The sequence below is a fragment of the Haloferula sp. BvORR071 genome (genome assembly GCF_000739615.1).
Classification (GTDB): domain Bacteria; phylum Verrucomicrobiota; class Verrucomicrobiia; order Verrucomicrobiales; family Akkermansiaceae; genus Haloferula.
Window position 1 is genome coordinate 105,737 of record NZ_BATP01000034.1, and the last position, 20,980, is coordinate 126,716.

A 20,980-nucleotide genomic window follows, 5' to 3' on the forward strand; every position below is an offset into this window, starting at 1 on the left:
GGCGCAATCCACGTTCGATCCATGCAAATGTTCAGTAGTTGTAGGAAGGCCAGGCAGTACGGGCTCTTGGCCCGCTTCGGCCGGAGGCAGAAGGTGGAAGATCCTTCCATTCGGACCACGCCGGCATTGCGCTGGCGCTTGGAGAAACTGGCGGACCGCGGCTTCGCCCTGGTGGCGACGCTGGTCGTATTCCCCTTGATGGTGCTCCTGGCGATCGGCTTGCTGACCCTGTCCTCGATCTCGCTGAGAAGTTCCGGTTCGCAGCGATCCATGGAAGAAGCACGCGCGAATGCGCGGCTGGCCTTGCAGATCGCGATCGGCGAGTTGCAACAAAATCTGGGCCCCGACCAGCGGGTGAGCACGGATGGGCGGCTGGTGGATGCCGCGAATCCGCATTGGACCAGCGTCTGGCGGACCACGCAGGACGACGGCTTGCCTTTCATCGTCCGCGACAATGAGAACGGCGGCCTCAAGGACATGCGTCGTGGATCGTGGGACGCACGCAAGAAGCGGATTGCGACCCTGGTAAGCGGCAATGAGGGCACCGTGCGCAACGATGGCGACAACGCCGGTAACCGGGACGACATGGTGGAGCTCGTCTCGCAGAAGACCCCTGTGGCCAAAGGGGCGGACAATCAGGTGATGGCACCCCGTGTCGACCTGAGCGAGGGCGGCGAAGCGCGCGGCAGCTATGCCTGGTGGGTTGGCGACCTGGGAATCAAGGCGAACGTGGCAACGCGTGATGCCTCGCAACGCGTGAAGAGTGCGTCACAGTGGCGACCGCTGCAACTTGCGCAGGATGCTTCGTGGTCTGCTGCCGATGGTGGCAGTGAACTGGACGATGCCGTGCGCGGCAAGCTGGTCTCGAGTGGCGAACTCGAGCTGGCTGGCGGGGACACACAAGTGGCGGAGAAAAACTTCCACGACTTCACCACCGATTCGAAGGGCCTGCTCACCGACACACGTGCCGGTGGCTGGCGGAAGGATCTTACCGCCTACCTTCAGAGTTCGGGCTCGGTTCCGAATCTCGACTACGACGGCATTCCCTCCGTGGGGGTGAAGGACGCGGACAATCTGGTGGGGCCGCGCAATCGCGATGCCGCTGCCCTGACAGATGCGACCGCAACGTCAGCACGGCTCGACCGGGTGGCACCGAATTTCGGGCTGCTGAGGGATTGGGCGCGCCGCGGAGCCACGACGCCTTCCGGCGATTACACCACCCCGATTGAATTGCCGCAGCTCACAACCGGTGGCGGGCGTCAATCCGCACCGGTGGACTTGTACGACCGTTCAAAGAACGACCTGATGCCGACCTTGGTGGAGGCGTCGATGTACTACAACCTTAGTTATTACGAGGATGCCACGACCAATGCGGTCGCTCCGTATGGCTTGCGGGCACATTTCTACCCACGGGTGGCCTTGTGGAATCCCTACCAGTTCGAGATCGAGGTCCCGAACTCGATGATTTATCTGCACATCAACGGCAAGAAGCAGATCCAGGTGACGCTCTCGAACGGGCAACTTCTGAACTATCGGATGTACTGGGGCTTGGGCTCGGGTGCCGGCGGCGGTGCTGTCCAAGGGAGCATGTTCTTCCGGATGACGGGGACCAAGCTGGGGCCCGGAGAGACGGTGGTCTGGTCGGCGCGGCAGAGCCGGCGCTACGATGAGATCACCTTCTCCAATAACATCATGTATCCGGAATCGGCTCCGAGTCCCGGATCCAGCTTCTATCAGGATACCCGGTCGGACAATCAGCCGCTCTTCAAGCCGGACAATCCGTCGAACGATTCCAAGATCTTCAACAACCGGGTGCACGTCATGCCGACGGAGTGGCGGGAGTTCGTGCCGCCGCGGCCGAAGGATGACCTTCAGACCAACGGCTATACCCAGTCGGACGACTACCTGATGCTCTGGAAGCCGATGAAAGGCAGCGGCAGCGTCGATCTCAATGCCTTCAACGCGCTGCCACAGGGGAGCTTTGTTTCCTGCGCCTATCAATATGGTGACGAGGATGAGCTGCCGGTGGAGTGGACCGAGACGAACACCGTGCCCTTCCCGAAATCGACGAAGGGCAACGCATCGCTGAGCCAAGCGCCTGACCGGCGCACCCGCGACGGCTTCCGTCTGCGCTGGTTCGAGGAGCATAAGTCGAATGTCATGGGCTCGGGTAGCTTGGCGAACACCCCTCACTTTCAGTGCGCGCCGCTGGCGACTTGGAACATGCGCGCGACCTATTCCCTGCGCAGCCCCTTTGAGAACGTGACGGACGTGGCGCCGCACTTCTTCGGGATCTACACCCGGGACCTCTTCGATGGGGCGGTGGACTGGAATAGCATGATGCCGCGCCTGGAAAACGGCCTGTATCATGGCGATCCCTTCGACCAAGCGATCCGCTTTAGTCATCCGCGGGTCCTTTTCGACCTGCCGCGGAAAGACACTGAGATCGCATCCCTGGGGGCCTTCCAGCACGCGAAGCTTTCGGAGTTCATCTGGCATCCGACCTATCCGCTGGGAAATTCGCTGGTGGACCCGCGGATCGGCCGCTTGGGTACAGAGCCCAAGCGCGGCGAGAAGATCAACCGTGACCGGGGCGGGTGGAACCAGGACAGTATCGGCTACAACATGGACGGCCGCTCGAACCCGAATGGCACGGTGGGCGTCTCGAAGGAGGATAGCTGGGCCTACCTCGCGCGGAAGCTGCTGCGGGATGCGCCGCTTGACCAGACGATGATCTATGACCTGAGCTACGAGGTGAACCACTCGATGTGGGACGAGTTCTTCCTTTCGACGGGGACTCCGGCTGAGAAAGAAGCCTTCCTGAAAGACTCGGAGAAGTCGCCGCTGCCGAATGGACGCCTGCAATTGAATCCAGCGGCCAAGGAGATCAAGTCGAGCGATCTGACGAACTTCCACCGCGCGGCCTCAAAGCTCTTGTTAGACGGGGCCTTCAACGTGAATTCAACCAGCGAAAAAGCTTGGGAGGCTTTGCTTCTATCCGGAGCCGGCGGCATGTATGGGGACAAGGTCGCCTTCCCGCGAATCTACGGGGCCACCGGGGGAGACTGGGACGCCAAGGATCCGACCGATAAGGCGGCTTGGAGCGGGGAGCGGCTCTTCACGCGCGATGAAATCCGCAGACTGGCGGCGTGCATCGTGGCGGAGGTGAAGCTGCGGGGACCTTTCCTCTCGCTTTCGGACTTCGTGAATCGGCGCCTGAACGACGGCGAGACCGGAGAAAAAGGTGCGCTCCAAGCGGCGATCGACAAGTCGGGTTTGAACCACGCCTTCGAGCAAGAGTGGCCGCTGCAGCGGACCAAGCTGCCGGACTACAACAATGAAGACCACATTCAGGACCCGACCCGTCTCGATCAGCAACTGAAGCCGGCGACCGTGGCCTGGGGTGCACCCGGCTTCCTGACCCAGGCGGACCTGTTGCAGTTCATTGGGCCGGCACTTTCGGCTCGGTCCGACAGCTTTGTGATCCGTGCCTATGGCAGCTCGCTCGCGGCGGATGGCGGCAAGGCGGCGGAAGCTTGGTGCGAGGCGGTGGTGCAGCGCACACCGGTGCCGATCGACGGCGACTCGCAGGGCCTGAACCCGAAGGCGGAAGACAACCTGTCCGGCTTTGGCCGCAGATTCGAGGTGGTGCGCTTCCGCTGGCTGAAGCGCGAGGAGGTCTGAACCAGTTATTGTTAGAAATCGAAAACCATGCATTCCGATAAAGTCATTGTACCGGTATTCCCGCTAGCTTCACCCCGGCTGAACCGGCGCTCCTTCCTCGGTGGCTCGGCCTCCATGCTGACGGCACTGGCCGCGGGCCGGGTGCTGGGTGCCACGCAGACCCTGCGTGAGTATCCGAATTTTACCGCTTATCCCTTCCAGCTCGGGGTGGCTTCGGGCGATCCCGAGGCGGATGGCTTCGTGCTGTGGACACGTCTGGCGCCGCAGCCGCTCAACGGTGGCGGGATGCCGCCGGAGCCGGTGCTGGTCCATTGGCAAGTGGCGGAAGACGAAGCGATGACCAAGGTGGTCGCCAGCGGCAAGGAAGTGGCGACCCCGGACTGGGGGCACTCCGTGCACGTGGAGGTGACCGGCCTGAAGCCGGACCGCTGGTACTGGTATCAATTCAAGGCGGGACGCGAGGTCAGCCCGCGCGGCCGCACCCGGACCCTGGAGCGTCCGGACAAGGCCGCGGCGGAAACCTCGCTGCTGAAGATCGCCTTCGCTTCCTGCCAGCACTTCGAGGCCGGCTACTACACCGCCTACGAGCACATGCTGGCCGAGAGCCCGGACTTGGTCTTCCACTTGGGAGACTACATCTACGAAGGTTCCGAGAAAGATGCAGGCGTGCGCCGTCACATCGGGCCGGAAATCCAGACCTTGGAAGACTACCGCAATCGCCACGCGCAGTACAAGACGGATCCGGCGCTGCAGGCGATGCACCACGCGGCCCCCTGGGTGGTCACTTGGGACGACCATGAGGTCGACAACAACTACGCGGGAGAAACTCCGGAAGAGAAGGGGATGGTGGACCGGGAGATCTTCCTGAAACGCCGCGCCGCCGCCTATCAGGCCTACTATGAGCACATGCCGCTGCGTGCTGCGTGCGTTCCAAAGGGCCCCGGCATGAAACTGTATCGCAGCGTGCGCCACGGTAGCCTCGTCGATTTCCACGTGCTGGACACGCGCCAGTACCGCACCGACCAGCCGTACGGAGACGGCATGAAGGCACCGGGCCCGGATGTGCTGCGCCCGGACGGCACGATGATGGGGCAGATCCAGCGGGATTGGCTCATGGGCGAGCTGAAGCGTTCGCACGCGACTTGGAATGTGCTGGCCCAGCAGGTGATGATGGCACGGGTGGACTTTGCGCCCGGCAATGAAGTGGAGTGCAGCATGGACCAGTGGCCGGGATATGAAGCGGAGCGCCGCGCTCTGCTGCGCGCCTTCAGTGACCTGAAGGTCTCGAACCCGGTGGTGCTCACCGGCGATATCCACAGTCACTGGGCGAATGATCTGGTCACCGATTTCGACCAGCCGGACTCGAAGGTGGTGGGCACGGAGTTCGTCTGCACCTCGATTACTTCCGCCGGGGATGGTGCGGACTATCGCCCGGGCTTCCCGCGCTTCAGCGTGGAGAATCCCTTCGTGAAGTATCACTCGGCCCGCCGCGGCTACGTGAGCTGCACTATCGGAGAAAAGTCCTGGCGCTCGGACTTCCGCACCGTGGACTATGTTACCCGTCCCGGCTCGGCCCTGAGCACACCGGCCTCCTTCGTGGTGGAGAACGGTGGCACCGGGATGCAACTCGCGTAGGCGGAAAGATCAGCCAAAAAACATCCGCCCGTGGGCCGCTCGTAAAGACGGTCCACGGGCGGATTTTTGTTCCACCGCGGTCACGCGCCGTGACCGGAATTGCCCGCTGCTGCGCGGGCTTCCGGCTCTCTAACAGATCGCAGTCGTGTGCAATGACTTGTGCTGTTCCGGGAGCATGGAGCATCTGTAGGGACTGAGCCGGAGATATGGCAAAATTGTTCCACAGCGCATTTTTACAGTTATTCCATTCAGCGAGGTCGTGGCTCGGCCGCTAGGCGGGCTTTCAGGCATGGCGCTGGAAGCCTTACTCCATAAGGGATTGCGGGCCTTCGCTTGATTCAGTGCGATGACAGGGTGGAAGCAGAGGAACGCCGGCAACCTTAGCCGACTACAAAAACAAATTATCAATTTTGCTTTAAATTCGGTGCCGCTCCTGTATCCGGAGGCGCATGTATCCCTACCTCCTCAGTGGTACTCGGCTTTGCGTCGCGATGATTGCAGTCGGGACCTTTGCCACAGCACGGGGAGGAGAAACCGGACATCAAAGGGTGCAAGAGATTGCACTCTCAGCAGGTTGGAATGCGGTGTATTTGGCGGTGCAGCCAGTGGATGCCGCGCCTGAGAAGGTCTTCGCCGGGCTGCCAGTGGATACGGTCGCTACGCTCTTCGAGAACCCGGCACCCAACCAGTTCGTCACCGATCCCTCGGTGGACTTGTTCAAGGCGCAGGGCTGGGGCGTATGGTATGCGCCAGGCAAGCCCGAGGCTTTCCTGAAGTCGCTGGATGCCGTGGTTGGAAACCAAGCTTACTTGGTTCATGCCAAGTCCGCCTGTAGCTGGAAGGCCGCGGGAGATGCGCTTATGCAGGCGCCAGCCTGGCGCCCGGATGCCTATAATTTCGTGGGCTTCGGGGTGCGCCCTCAAGGTGGCCCGACCTTTGCAGAGTTTTTCGCCGGTTCGAAGGCCCACAACGGGCAAACCATCTATCGCTTGTCGGAAGGGCGCTGGAAGAAGGTCCTGCAGCCCTCCGCAGAGACCATGCGGGCCGGCGAGGCCTTCTGGATCTACACCAAGGGCTCGTCCGACTATCAGGGGCCGCTGCGGATTGAGACCCTTTCAGAGAGCGGTCTGCTGCTAGGTAGCGGGGCGGATCAGATGATCTTCCGCAATACCTGCGGCCACCCGCTTTCACCGACGATCCAGCAAGTGCCGGGCACTGATGCCCCTGCCTTGCCCTTGTCCTTCGTAGTCAAGACTTTCGGGGATGCCACGCGGCCGATCGCCGCGACCCCGGTGCAAATGCCTGCCAGCGCATGGGATCAATCCCTGCCACCGCTGGAGGCTGGTACGGCAATCGCCGTACCCATGCAGTGCCGATCGTCCGAATTGCTCAAGCCTAAGCAGGGCTCACTCCTGAAGGTCACTACCGATCTCGGGACTGAGGCCTGGGTGCCCGTCAACGGTTTCCGTGACGGCACCGGTAACTGATCGATCCCTTCCCGTTTGTTTGCCCGTCAGCCTGCGGTTCCTGTCCGCGACTGCCGTCCGTTCGTCTGTTCGTCGTCTCCCACATGAAGCCCACGTTGTTTCGACCATTTCCCGTGCTTGCGTGCTGCGCCCTCGTTGCGTCGTCCGGCACGGCACTCTCCCAGTCCAGCCCCTATCGCGGCTTGTGGGTGGGGGAAGCGACCTTGGGTGCCGTCAATGAGGTGGCTGTGCCCTTGGATGCCAATAACATCCCGCGCGCTCCGGACCCGAATGTGCCGACACCGACCTCCGATGCGGCGAGCCTGCGGCTGATCCTGCACGTCGATGCAGCAGGTCGCACCAGCTTGCTCAAGCAGGTGGCCATCCTCGGACGCAAGGCCGGGATCCAGGAGTCGGAGAACGATATCTCGCTGGTGACTGACGAGCGGCTTTACGGTTCTTTCCCTCCGCAAGCGGCTACCCGGATTTCCAGCGTGGCCTTTGACTTCGGCGACGCCAAGGCCGCGGCCGCTGTGAACCAGGTCGCGGAACGGGCCGCCACCGCAGCGGCCACAGCCGCCGCCCAAAACGGGGCGACCCAAGCCACGGTGGCGAGCGCGGCCCAGACCGCAGCGGCCCCGGTGATCACCCAGGCGGATGCTACTGCTGCCTTCAATACCTTCCTTCAAAGCAGTCTGGACGCGGCCAAGGTGAAGGCGATCGCGAACGGCAACGCCGCTACGCTCAACACTGCCCGCACCGCGGCCAATGCGTTGCGCGACGGCTCCTTCTACAAGGATACCCGCGGCGTCGAGATGCTTGACGCCATCGTGGCGACGCTTGCCGGTCTGCCGGCTTCCGCCACCCAGGCGCAGAAGGAGCAAGCCGCGCTCAATACCGCGGCAGCCTTTGCCGAAGCCACTCCGGACTACGATGGATTCCTGGCCGGCGAGCTCTTGGGCGACATGATTTCAGAAGCCGCCGCTGCCGCTACCACTGCGGCCAATGGCATTGCGCCGAAAGCGATCAGCGGTTTCCAGACCGCGGAGAGCGGTGCTTCCACGGCGGTGGTATCGGCGGGCCACGGTTTGCAGACCGGGGATGAAGTGGCGGTCTTTGGGACTGCTGTCTCCGCCTACAACGGCATCTATAAGATCGTGCGCATCGACAACGACCGCTTCCGCTTTCCGGTGGCGTTCCGGCCAGGTGGTGCGATCGGCAGCTATGCGGCCTTCAACGCGATTGCACCGCTCACCATTGAATCGCCGGGGCACGGCCTGAAGACGGGGGATTGGATCATGATCCAGGACTCGCTGGAGTCCTACAACGGCAAGCAGCTGGTCACGAAAGTCGATGCCGATCACTTCAGCGTCGATCTGCCCTTTGAATCTGATCCCGCCGAGCGTGGCGTGTGGGCCATGCGGTCCGGTGAGATCACCGGTTACGCCGGTACGGAAAGCGGTTCGGTGGGGGTGAAGATCACCGCGCCGAATCATGGCCTCAATAACGGGACGAACATCGAGATTCGCGGCTCCAGCCAAGCGGCTTACAACGGAGTGAAAACGATCACGCGGATCGATGCCGATTCCTTCTCGATCCCTGTGGCCTTTGCCGGCAATCCCTCGGTGAAGGGCATTTGGGAGATCCCGGTTGCGATCAAGAAGTTCACCCCTCCGACGGTGCAGCCGGTGCTGATCTCCGCTCCCAACCACGGCCTTGCCAGCGACGATCGGATTGTGATTTCCGGCTCGGGGAACGCCGCTTACAATGGCGAGCAGGTCGTCACCGTGGTGAATGCCAACGCCTTCACCATTGCGGTGCCTTGGGTCGCAGCTACTGGCAATCCTGCGGTGAAGGGCTCCTGGGCGCCTGCCTCCGGCGGCAAGTGGCGCAAGACCGCGGCGATCCGCAGTGCGCTCGACCAAATCGCGAAAGTAAGCCAGGCCCGGACCTCGGCCCTGAACGTGAAGGTCACGGCGTATAGTGATACCCGCGCTCCGGATGCCGTCGAACAGCTCCTCAATGCGATCGTTCTCGCCACGGCTACCGAGGAAACTCCGCTTGCGACCCAAGCAGGGAAGGCCGCGGCGGATGCGCTGGCCTCATCGGTGGCGCGATACATGGGACCGACTTCGACGCCCTCGATCGACTACACCTCCTTTGTCCACTCTTCTGAATTCACCGGCAGTGTGGCGAACGCCGCCGCCGCTGCCGCAACCGCAGCGTTGAAGGAGAAGGCCAACCTGCTGGCCACTCCGGCTTCGATCAAGGACAAGGCCCAGCAGGCGGCCCTTGAGGTCTTGGCCCCGGCGCAAGCCGCGGCTTCGCGCGCACTCCTGCCGCAATTGCGGATGACCGGCAGCTTCGGCCCCGATGGCACGGGTCTGGCCGCGGAGATCGTGTTGCCTGCCAACCACCCGACCAATCCCTTCCGCCACCGCCGCCACCCGGACCACACAACCGGCTTCGATATCACCCGGCGGGTGAAACTCTCCTTCCTGCCCACGGACCCGCAGGCTAATGCGGGCGGCCCCTACGGCGTGGATCGTATTTCAGGCATCTACGACGAGGAGATCTTCGGTCTCCACAAGCCGCTGGGCCCTAACAAGGACATCGGTCTGAAAGTCCGCGGCAGCTTCCAGCTCCACCGCGTAAGCCAGATCGATACGCTCAACGGCCGCTGATTTCCCGGATCCTACCCTTGCTTCCTCTCCCATGAATCTTCTTCCAAGCCTCCGTGCTTTGGCTGCTGGTGCCTTGTCTGTCCTCGGCCTTGCGACGGCCGCAGCGGCGGATCCCTCGGACCTGCTCTTCACCGTCCGGATCGACGGGAACACCAACACGCCGACGATCTACGTCACGAACAACTCGCCGACGCTGGAGATCACCCGCTTCGAGTTTACCATCGGCGATACCAACAAGAACTTTGATGGCACCACCGTCAATGTGAGCGCGCCTCCGGGGGGGGCTGCGTTCCAGGCTTCGCCGCTCGTGGTCGGCAGCACCAATTACCGCAGCGATGTGCTGGTGGTGAATCTCTCGGGCTTCGGTCCGGGCAAGACCTTCTCCGCACAGGTCGATGTCGACCAGGATGCCTCTCCGCAGGACACCGTGGAGAACTTCAACACGGTGTTCTTCAACAACGGGAGTGCCCCGAACTCCGTGGCGCGGGTCTATGCCGGCACCGCCAGTGCCTCTCGCACCCTGCCGGACAATCCGGCCACGCTCACCTTCCGCGGCCCGGGCCGCATGCTTAAGGTCGAAAGCCGTGGCGAAGGTGGCGGTGATCTGGTCAAGGGCATCTCCATCAAGCGCGACGGTGTCATCGTTGCGGAGAATGTGGACTCCGTGAACATGGAGGTCGCCCACGGCGACCGCGTCCAGATCACGGCTCCCAAGGAGGTCTACAAGGACATTAACTCCCAGTATCTTACCGGCAGCAGCGCCAACGATCCCGACGCGATCAACAACCAGGCCGAGGAGCGCTTTGTCGCCAACGGCATGTCGGTGAACAACATCGCCCAGACGGCGGACCCGACCAACTACGACTTCGAGATCACCGGTGACACCGACGTGCAGCTGCGCTGGCAGCACTACTATGCGCTGACCATTCGCCAAGACTTCAGCAAGACGCAGAGCCAGGAGATCCTCGCCGGGAAGCCATGGGCTGGCCCGCTGGCTTCGGATGCCGCGGGCAATCCGAGTCCGCCGGTGAGCAAGCAATGGGTTCTTCGCGGCAGTCAGCCGGTGGTGCAGATCGACGGCTTCTCGCTCGACTCCTTCAGCCACCCGGGTCTCGACCTGCGATATGTCGTCAAGGGTTACCGCGCCTACGGCCCGCCGAACAGCTTGGTGAGCAAAACGCAGAACGACGCCCGCCTCGGGGTCAATGGAGTGGACATCCGCTCTTCCAAGGAAGGCACCATCGCCTCCTATTCGGCGTCCGGCGGTGCGACCAAGATCATCACGGGCACCACCACCGCACCGCTTGAGCACGGCTTGGTCACCGGTAGCCAGATCGAGATCACCGGCAGCGCCTACACTTCTTATAACGGCATCTTCACGGTCACCAAGATCGACAACACTTCCTTCACCATCCCTGTCGTCTTCCCGGGCACACCCACCGGCAATCCGGTCGCCAAGGGCAAATGGCGCGATGTCACCTACACCAAGGATTTCACCTTCTCGACCGTCGAGCCGCGCCAGCAGATCAAGCCGAACTTCAACATGTATGGCCCGGGCGGCATCACCTACGTCTGGCAGATTCAGTATGGCGTGAAGGTCACCGTCGATGATCCGATCCGCGGCTCACTGGCGAAGGTGTATGAGGTCGTGGGCAACACGACCGTGGATCGCACCGTGCAAGACGGAGTCTCTTGGTTCGATCCGGGTGCCCACGTGAAAGTCGTGGCGGCCGCGAGCGAGGCTGGCGTGAACGGTCTTGCTCTCACCGGTTGGGTCAACGGCGACGGCTACTACTTCTCTGGCTTGGGCGAAATCGACCCTTTCACGGGTCTGCCGACCAGTGGCGCGCCGACACAAGTAAATGGCGGCGCCGTCGCAGCTTGGAATGCGAGCTCACCTGCCGGATATCGCGGCTACGATATCCCGAACCTGCAGCGTCCGGCGCGCACTCTCTGGCGTTACGGTGCCGGGGCGATCGTCGTGAATGTGGTCATCGGCAAGCACGTCTTCGAGGACTACCCGCAGTACTCCACGATGTTCACCCGCAAGCCGGAGCCGATCATCAATGCGGTGCCCGATGCCAGCGCGGTGGTGGCGGGAGGAATTACCCCGGGGCCTGACCTGATGGCTGAGTGGGATCCCGTCAGCGGCCGCCTGTTCCCGACCATTCCGGGACGTTTCACGGTGCCGTGGAAGCCCGGCACCACCTCGACGCAGGCAGTCGAGGTTCGTGTGATCGCGACCTTGCCCTTCGATGCCGAACGCCAGATCCGCGGCCACTACCCGCACATCCAGGGGACCCCCGCGGTCGCCCTCGATCCCGATCCGGAAGACGATTTCAGCTTCAAGTCGATCAAGTACAGCACCGCCGGTGCGAGCGTGGATGCGAACAAGCTCTTCACGACCCAGAAGCCGGGGATGTCGGTGCTTCTATTCTCACAGATCCAGCGGGTTGGCCGCGGCCAGCCGCGCGAGTTCCTGCAGGTGCGCGTGGTCGACACCCGCGCTTGGGACACGAATCTCACCGCGGTGCCGAGGGAAGTTCCAGTTGGCGCCAAGATCCTTGATCCGAGCGTGGACGCCGCCCAGCTCGGCACCGGCTTTGTCATGGATTTGGCCGGAAGGGCTCGCTACAACCCCTTCATCTACGATGCCGCGAAGCTGGAAGGTCTCGCCGCGCGCGACATCTACGACATGGCGCAACTCCGCGCCGACAATTCTTCGCTGGTGGTGCTGAACAAAGGCGCGCTGCCGGGTCCCGTCATTCCGGTCAATGCCCATCCGGGCGTGCCGAACAATGAGCTGCCGATCGTCGTTTGGTACGATGACCCGCGCCGCAACGACACGCTGATGTGGCCGTATATTTCGCGGATCTATAAACCGGCTTGGCCGAATGCGGCTTCGGTTCCGCAGATCGTCATCGCCAGCCAGTACGGCAGCGAAGGCAAGAGCCGCACCGACCAGGATCAGCCAGTGGCCCCGGCGATCGGCGATGTGCCAGCCGCGACGACCTATGATCCTTCCCGCTTGCAGGCGGTGCAGATCTACAATCAGCCGGACTTCAACGCTCCGGGTTACAACCCGAACGAAGAGCACGCGTTGGTGGCACCTTCGCTGCGCTTCGCCGATGTCTCGCCGCGCCCGCCCGCGATCTACGCGCTGCGCACCGGGGACCTGAACAGCGCGAACCCGAACGTCACCACCGGAAGCGCCCGCTACACCTCGGATCCCTTCGTGCTGGTCCAGTACTTCGATGTTGCGGCGGACGAGGTGAAGATGAACCTCTACTCGGTCCGCAAGGAGAGTGCCACGGGCGATACCCCGAACTATCGCTTCGCGAACAACTTCACGGCGACCACAACCAACCTCAAGACCCAGCCCTTCGTGAAGATGGAGGCGGGCGAGCCGGTGATTCCCTTCTATCCGCTCGGCGTGGCGATCGGCGCGAGCCCGGCACCGCAGACCTTCGGGAACAACTTCTTCACCCAGGAAGCATACTGGGAAGACTGGCGCGGTTCGTACTGGGCCATTTCGGGCGGGGACAAGGCTTGGTTCAATGTCTCCTTCTACTATCCGCTGGCCCCGGACTTCTACTGGCCGTCCGACCTGACAGTGCCGCCGGTCAAGGTGGTGAAGAGCGGTGCCACCTACACGGCGACCTATGACAACACGCGTCCTCTGAAGGTGCCGCTCACCGGCGATTCGGTGTCCTTCCTGCCGGATGCGGTGCGGGCGCCGCAGAACGCGCAGTTCCTCTCCGCGCACCTGCCGACCAAGGTGATCTACAAGTCCGAATGGCCGGACAATCCCGCGGTCCTGAAGGCGGGCGAGACGCTGACCTTCTCCGGCGGCGAATATCGGGCCGATCACCCGACGAAAACCATCGTCCGCAATGGTGTGTCCGAGACCGTTGAGACTCCGGGCCTGCCGCAGTTGCTGGCCTTTGCCTCTGCCGAAGTCGTTTTCGACTCGCTCAATACGGAGGCGGTGCCGGATCTGCTCAAGAGCCGCTGGACCGCCCGCGTTGTGCCGGCACTTGAATTCCGCAAGGCATCCCTGTCCACCACTGCCTTCCCGTCCGAGCTGCAACCGGCGAGTGGCCGCACCACGGTCAAGGCCGGCAAGTATGTCTTCAATGAGCTGCCGGCCTCACTCCAGCGCCGACTGCGCTACAACTCGCTGGATGGCCAACTCGAGTTCAGCGGCCTGCTGAACGACAAAGCGATCGGAGATGACACCCTCACGGCCTCACCGCCGCAGGTCTATGTCCTCGAGCCGAACATCCTGACTGCTGCCGAGCGCGATGCGATTCTTGCCTTGGTCGATACCGGTTCCAGCGCGCGCAGTGCCTGGGTCGCTGCCGTGACCGCCCTCTACAATGCCACCCGCAATCCGGAGTCCGTGCCTGGCAATGCCGGCGACTACCTGACCGGCCTGATGCGCTTGCCGCGCTTCAATACGGACGGCAGCATCATGAAGGATCCGCTTGGCAATGTGATCTATGCCTCGCCGACGACTCCTGCACCGATGCGTGCCTTCGGTCCCGGCTTGGCACTGGTCCCCAATGCCAACTTCCTCGATCCGCTGGCCGAACTCTCCGCCGGCGTGAAGTATCCGGACGAAAGCTGGGTGACGGTGGTCGAGAACAACGATCCTGCCATGGGTGGATCGCCGATCACGCCGCACATCATCAAGGTGGATCGCCGCGAGCGCTATCGCGGTTCGATCAAGACCATCCTCTCGGACAACGTCTTCGATGAAAACGTGGTCCTGCGCTCGACGGGTGATTTCGGTGCGAATGCCGACGACCTGATCTTCGAGTGGTGGTACCGTCCGGATGACGGCAGCCTCAATGTGCCGCCGCCGGACCTGATCCCTGCTGGCCAGACCAACCCTTGGAAAGTCTTCCCGGATCCCAGCGGCAACTCGGGCCGTGGCCGCTACCAGATGACCCTGAAAGGCAACCCGAATGCACCTGAGGCCCTCTTGGCTGATAGCTGGTGGTTTGTCCGCTATCGCCACCGGAACGATACCGCCAGCGGCACCAACTGGAAGGCGACCCAGCCGGATGGCCGCAAGGGTGTGAACTTCACTTGGGCTGGTGCCGGAAACTCGCAGCCATTCGTGGATGCAGATCTCGATGGCTTCCCGGATTTCCGCGCCCAGTTGGCGCAGGGCTGGATCAAACGCGTGCTGGATGCGGTGAATCCGTACGAAGCCCGTATCCGCGACTTCGAAGGCGACGCGCCTGCCACGGTCAGTAGCATGATCGCGCAATTCGGTGCCCGCTACGAAGGGCCGGTCGCGCTGAATCCGGACAAGAACGTGATTGAGAACGTCGGTCTGATTGAGCTCTACGAAACCATCCTGAATCGGGGCAAGGGCCTCAGCGTGGATCTCTCGCAGCCGGTTTCGACTCCCGCGATCTCGAATGCCCTGCAACTCGCTTCGACCCGCATCTCGGACTTCTACACCCTGCTCGGCAACGAGGCTTATACCGACTCGCTCGACCCGACCATCGGCGTTGGCAGCGATACGGTCGATCCAGGAAGTGTCTCGACCTCCGTCTACGCCTTCGAGAACGAGGTGTCTTCGCCGATCGAGGAGGAACTCGATCTGCTGCGCGGCGTGGACGATTTCTACGCCCGCCCGGTCTACAATCGCTTGTTCTGGAACTTCACCAAGGGTGAGGGCGAAGCGGCCTACGCCACCAACTACAACATCACCGACGTCAACGCTGATGGTTTCATCGACGAGGACGACGCGATGCTGATGTTCCCGCAGGGTCACGGTGATGCCTGGGGCCACTACCTGACGGCACTGCGCAACCAGTATGAACTGCTGCGCCACCCGTACTTCAACTGGGTCTCGCGCTCGGAAAGCTACAACCTGCAGGACATTGTCATCTCGGTAGATTTCTTCGACGAACGGAAGTTCGCCGCCACTGCTGCTGCCAAGGCCAAGACCGGTGCCGAGATCGTCGCGCTGACCTACCGCGACCGCTACGTGGCGGATCCAAATGCCCAGTGGCAGGGATACACCGATTCGAACCCCGACCGCGCCTGGGGCGTGGATGAGTGGGGCCACCGAGCCGGTCAGGGCGCCTATTTCGACTGGGTAACCGCGAATGCCTTGCTGCCGAGCGAGCACCCGAACACGACGCTCGAAGGCGTTCGCAAGGTGGACCGCACCACCAACGACGACATCGCGGTGGTCTCCGCGAACCTGAACGCGATCCAAAACACCCTGGACCAGGCCGATCATGGCTACAACCCACTGGGCTTGGCCCGCGGGGCTCAGGTCTTCGATATCGAGCGCGCCTTCATCGACAACTCCTCCGGTGGCGACCGCCGCTCGCACTTCGACCAGATCCTGGAGCGTGCCAATGGCATGATGGATAACGCGACCGCGGTCTGGGACAAGGCCAACGAGAGGAGCAACATGCTCCGTCAGGTGGGCAACAGTGAGGCGGAGTTCCGCAACTCCACCTTCCAGGAAGACCTCTCCTACCGCAACCAGCTCATCCAGATCTTCGGCAAGCCTTATGCCGGAACCATTGGAGCCGGGCGTCTCTATCCGGCTGGCTACGAGGGTCCCGATCTCGGACTCTACATGTATGTGCCGGTGCGCGGGATCAACAAGGACACGGTCCCCGGGCCGTCGGCCGCCTTCGCGAGCTTCGGAAGCAACGGCGCCTTGAATGGTGGGGATCTCTATAGCGCCTACAGTAGTCTCAACTCGACCTTGAACAGTCAGGGCTACCTCGATCAAACGACCCTCGACGCCCTCAACGCGGCGTTGCCGTTCAAGATCGGCTTGGACAATGCGAACCTCCGCAACCTGTTCAACTCCACCTTCGCCAACGCAACCAATACGCTCACTTACGGATCGAATACGACTTCGGGACTGTTTGCGGTGAACTACACCGACCTGAGCAAGCCGAAGGTGGATCTGAGCGGCCTGATCGGCCAGATGCCGGTGATGGCCGCGGGCTACACCTTCCAGGCACCGCCGGCGTGGGGCCAGCGGGCGGCCACGGGGGAATTGCAGGATGTCATCAACCAGATGATCCAGCAGGAGGCCGAAGTCGCGAAGGCGATTGGCGCTTGGGATGCCCTGTCCGGGGAGATCGTCCGCCTGTTGCGCTTGGTGGATGCCCGGCTCACGGTCAGCAATAAGAATCAGGGCCGTGATGCGGACTTCGCCCGTGCGAAGACGATCATCAACAGTGTGATCCTGGCGCTTGAGACAGGGATCGAGATCGCGAATAGCGCCAAGGAGGTCACTTACAACGTCGAGAGGGATGTCTCCTCGGCGATCCCGCTGAACTTGCCGACCGGCGGTCTCGCGGTGTCGCCTGGTGACGCGCTCTCCGCCGCGCGTGCTGGCGTCGGCCTCTCGTTCACTGCGGCCACTGCTGGCTTCAATGCTGTGGATGACACCTTGAAGATCGTGAAGGCGGCCACCCAGATCTCGCTGGATGTCGCGGAGAACGAACTGAACCTCGCCAAGGCCGCGGATGACCGGAAGCTCCAGATCCGCGAATGGCTGAAGGATATCGAGGACAAGGTGGGCGACGAGCCGGTCCTGCGGATTGCGGTCTTCAAGGAGGTGCAAGCGCTCCAAGCTCTGTCCAACCAGTACCGCACCTTGCTCGACCAAGGCGGTCGTCTGGTGGACGAGCGCGCTGCCTTCAACAAGCGCGTGGCCGCGCAGGCCCAGCGCAACCGCTACCAGGACATGACCTTCCGGGTGTCCCGCAACCACGCGCTGCAGACCTATCGCAGCTCCTTTGATCTCGCGGCCCGCTATGCCTATCTCGCGGCTACGGCCTACGACTACGAAACCAACTTCGCGATCACCGACCCGGCCTCTCCGGCCGATGCTTTCGGCGAGATCATCAGGGCGCGCAGCCTCGACGACTTGAGCAAGTCGCTCGACAAACTGAGGCTCAACCATGATGTGCTCCGGGCCCAGCTCGGCCTGAACAACGAGCAACGCGAGATCGGCGAGATCTCGATGCGCCGCGAGTTCATGCGCATCCTCGATTCCGGGGAAACCCAGCCCGATGAGCCGGCGAACGAATTCCCGGCTCCTGGCGAAGATTCGGACTCGGTGTGGCAAGCGCAGTTGCAGAAGGCTCGTGTGCCCGACCTCTGGCAGGTGCCGGAGTTCCGCGAGCATTGCCGACCCTTCGCGGCCGCCAGCAATTCGGCGGGCCAGCAGGTGCCGCAGCCGGGGATCGTCCTGCGCTTCTCTTCGGACATCAGCTCCGGGAAGAACTTCTTCGGCAAGCCGCTCAGCGGTGGCGACCAAGCCTACAGCACCAGCCACTATGCCACGAAGATCTTCGGCATGGGCGTGACCTTCGACGGTTATAGCAGTGACAACGTTCTTACCGGACTCGCTGCCGCGCCGCGCATCTACTTCATTCCGGCTGGCATGGACATCATGCGGGTCTCCCGCACCGATAGCCCGGATGACATCCGCACCTGGAAAGTGGTGGAGCAGAATGTCCCCGTGCCCTTCCCGGCGACCAACTCGCTGCTTTCCAAGAGCGGCTACATCCCGCTGCTTGATGGCTTGAACGGCCGCCTCGGCGACCAGCGCCGCTTCTCCGACTTCCGGGCCTACTCGGACAGCGCGGAAGAGCCGACGATGGACACCCGCCTGCTCGGTCGTTCGATCTGGAACACCGAGTGGCTGATGATCATCCCGGGGGCCACCCTCAACGCGGATCCCAATGTCGGCCTCGACCGCTTCATCGAGCAGGTCTCCGACATCAAGATGATCTTCGACTCCTACGGCCAGAGCGGCGGCTGAACTGAAAACTCCGGAACTGCTGCACCTACCTCCGAACGAACCTCCGATCTGATTCCCATGATCTCCCGGAATTCCTCTCCCGCCTGGATGGCCGCCGCCGCCGTCGCTTGGCTGATGGCACCACTTGCTGATGCCGCGGCCTTCATCGGCGAACCCGAGACCTTGGTCTACGGGCGCATCCTTAATCGCCGCAATCCGAATGCGGAGCAGCTCGTCACCGCAGGCGAGCTGCGCTGGACCATCCGCAAGCCGGACGGCACCCTGATCAAGCTTTCTGGCGATGTAGATTCGCTGGGTGGTGGCCAGTACTCCTACCTGCTGCGGATCCCGCACCAGGCGGTGATGCTCGGCCAGACCCCGGTGAATCAGACACTCCCGCTTGGCACGACCAAGGCCACCGCTTTTCATACGGCGATCACGCTCAATGGTAGCCCGGCGCAGATCCTGCCGCCTTCAACTTCGGGCTTCGATCTCGACCAGCTCACTCGTGCGAGTGCCTTGCGTCTCGACCTCGAGGTCGATGCCGCCGCGCTCGATACCGATGGCGACGGAATGCCGGACTGGTGGGAAGATGAGCACGGGTTGGACAAGCAGAACGCTGCCGACGCTCTCGCCGACCGCAATGGCAACGGCCTGAACAACCTCGCCGAGTTCCTCGCCGGCAATGATCCCGATGCCGACCCGCTCAAGCCGCGTCTGCTGACCAAGGAAGTGCTCGCTTACTCTGGTTCCACCTCGCTGGTGCCGCTGGAAGTGGCAGACAGCGATAGCACGCCGGCGCAATTGACCTTCACCCTATATACGCTGCCAGAGGGCGGCCACCTGGTGATCCGCAACGCCGCGACGCTACCCCAGGCGACGAGCCGGTCCTTGGTCGTGGGCGATACCTTTACCCGTGCCGATGTGATGGCAGGCCGCGTGGTCTTTCAGCACACGGACGGCAGCGAGACCGGCTCCTTCGAGGTCGGGGTCCGCGATGAGAATTCACAGCACGAGGAATCTCGTGGTGAGGTCTTGGTCCGCCTCTTCGATTCCGATCCCACACTGCCCGCCGTGACAGCGGTGGAGAGCCTGCGTTACGAATCCCTCCGCCTGGCGCGCGAAAACGGCTATCTCGTGGCGGACTTCGGTGCGGCTTCGGGACCACATCGTATTTCGGCGCCCAGCGCCGGCCTGGGCACCACGGCTTACCAGACCTACAAGACGAGTTTCGGTGATGACGCCCCGCATATCCTGCTGGGCGGACCTTCCGCTGACGTCCTCACCGGTGGCCACGGCGCGGATTACCTCTACGGCGATGACGGTGCCGATACCCTCGCTGGTGGAACGGGTGCCGATACCTTCGTCTTCACCGACCCATCAACGGCGGTCGATACCATTACCGACTTCACTCCGGCCCAGGGTGACGTAATCGATGTCAGCGGATTGCTTCACGGCAGCTCGACCTTGCTCACCGATTACCTGCGCATTCGTCGCAGTGGTAGCGATGCCTACCTCGATGTCTGCGCCGCAGGGACCAAGACCGGCTTCACCGATCTCTCAATCCGGTTGCAAGGTTCCACACTGCAACCCGAGGACCTCGCCAGCCTGCACTATGCCGGCAATATCGAGAGCGGAGCGATTGGCCTGCCCCCGCGCCTGAGCGTGGCTGCGACCAGCCCGCTGGCCAGCGAGAACGGCCCGACGGCGGGCGAGTTCACCATCACCCGCGAAGGCAGCACTGCGGACGATCTCTACGTCAGCATCTCGCTCAGCGGCAATGCGACCAACGGCGTGGATTACCAGTCGATTCCTGCCACGCTGCTTTTCCCGGCCGGTCAGGTGGCGATGAAGATCTCGATCCTGCCTTACGTGGACTCGCAGGTGGAGTTCAACGAGATCGTCTTCCTGAGTCTCGGCAGTTCACCGGCTTACGCGCTGGGAACTGCTTCCTCCGCGCAGATGGCGATCGAAGACCTCAAGCCGCAGCTCAGCCTTGAAGTCATTGATGGCTTGGCGGGGGTGGCTGATGGCTCTCCAGCGGCTGTGTTGATGCGTCGTGGTGGCCTGCTTTCGCCGGAGGTCTTCGTGCAGTTCACACTGAGTGGCACGGCGGTGAACGGCGTGGATTACAATACGGTCACGCCGTACCTGACGCTGGCCTCGGGTCAATCAACGCGGCTGATCGAGTTCGTGCCGAAGCCGGCGGTGAATTTTGGCACCGCCGAAGCCAAGACCATCAAGATGACCTTGAAGGCCGATGCCGCCTACGCCCTGCCGGCTCCGGTTGCCAGCCTCATGGTGGTGCCCGAGAAGCTCACCTACTCAGGGTGGCTGGCCAAAAACAGCCTGCCCGCAGGTGGCAGTGATCAGGCTCTCCTGAACTACGGCTTCGCCATCGATCCGAACCGCCCGCGTGACGCGGCGAGTCTGGCGCGCCTGCCGAAATATACCACCGCGGACGATCGCTTGACCCTCAGCTTCCGCCGCAAGCCGGGCATCACGGATGCCCGCTATCAGGTCGAGTATTCCAATGACCTGGTGAACTGGAGCAGCGGCCCCGCGGTGGTGGAGGACATCACCCCGCAGGTCTCGCCGAACGATCCTGCGGCCGCGGTCTTCCGCGCCAAGCGCCCGATCTCCGAAGCCACGAAGGCCGCCATGCGCGTCCGTCTCGTCATGCCCGGCGAATCCGGGAACTGACAGCT

Annotated in this window: 6 protein-coding genes; all 6 read left to right on the forward strand. The window is 62.7% G+C overall.

The genetic code is table 11. The annotated features are described in order from the left end of the window. The first annotated feature begins 27 nt into the window (after window positions 1-27). The 6 genes from BV071_RS19230 (at window position 28) to BV071_RS19255 (ending at window position 20,975) form a co-directional block, all read left to right on the forward strand. The gene (locus BV071_RS19230; protein WP_265594627.1) at window positions 28-3,684 is read left to right on the forward strand and encodes a hypothetical protein; all 3,657 of its coding nucleotides are present in this window, start codon (window positions 28-30) and stop codon (window positions 3,682-3,684) included. Window positions 3,685-3,711: 27 nt separating this feature from the next. Continuing rightward, window positions 3,712-5,319 carry an alkaline phosphatase D family protein gene (locus BV071_RS19235; RefSeq protein ID WP_052573584.1) on the forward strand — a complete coding sequence of 536 codons (1,608 nt, stop codon included), beginning with the start codon at window positions 3,712-3,714 and terminating at the stop codon, window positions 5,317-5,319. 548 nt (window positions 5,320-5,867) lie between these two features. After that, window positions 5,868-6,806: a hypothetical protein gene (locus tag BV071_RS19240; RefSeq protein WP_035610760.1), complete on the forward strand. Its 939-nt coding sequence runs from the start codon at window positions 5,868-5,870 to the stop codon at window positions 6,804-6,806. A 113-nt stretch (window positions 6,807-6,919) separates the two neighbouring features. Beyond that, window positions 6,920-9,469: a hypothetical protein gene (locus BV071_RS19245; RefSeq protein ID WP_265594628.1), complete on the forward strand. Its 2,550-nt coding sequence runs from the start codon at window positions 6,920-6,922 to the stop codon at window positions 9,467-9,469. A gap of 31 nt (window positions 9,470-9,500) precedes the next feature. Next, complete coding sequence (locus tag BV071_RS19250) at window positions 9,501-18,293, forward strand: hypothetical protein (protein ID WP_035610765.1); 8,793 nt, start codon at window positions 9,501-9,503, stop codon at window positions 18,291-18,293. Window positions 18,294-18,350: 57 nt separating this feature from the next. Continuing rightward, window positions 18,351-20,975, forward strand: a complete 2,625-nt coding sequence (locus BV071_RS19255; RefSeq protein WP_035610767.1) for a cadherin-like domain-containing protein — start codon at window positions 18,351-18,353, stop codon at window positions 20,973-20,975. Window positions 20,976-20,980: the final 5 nt, after the last annotated feature.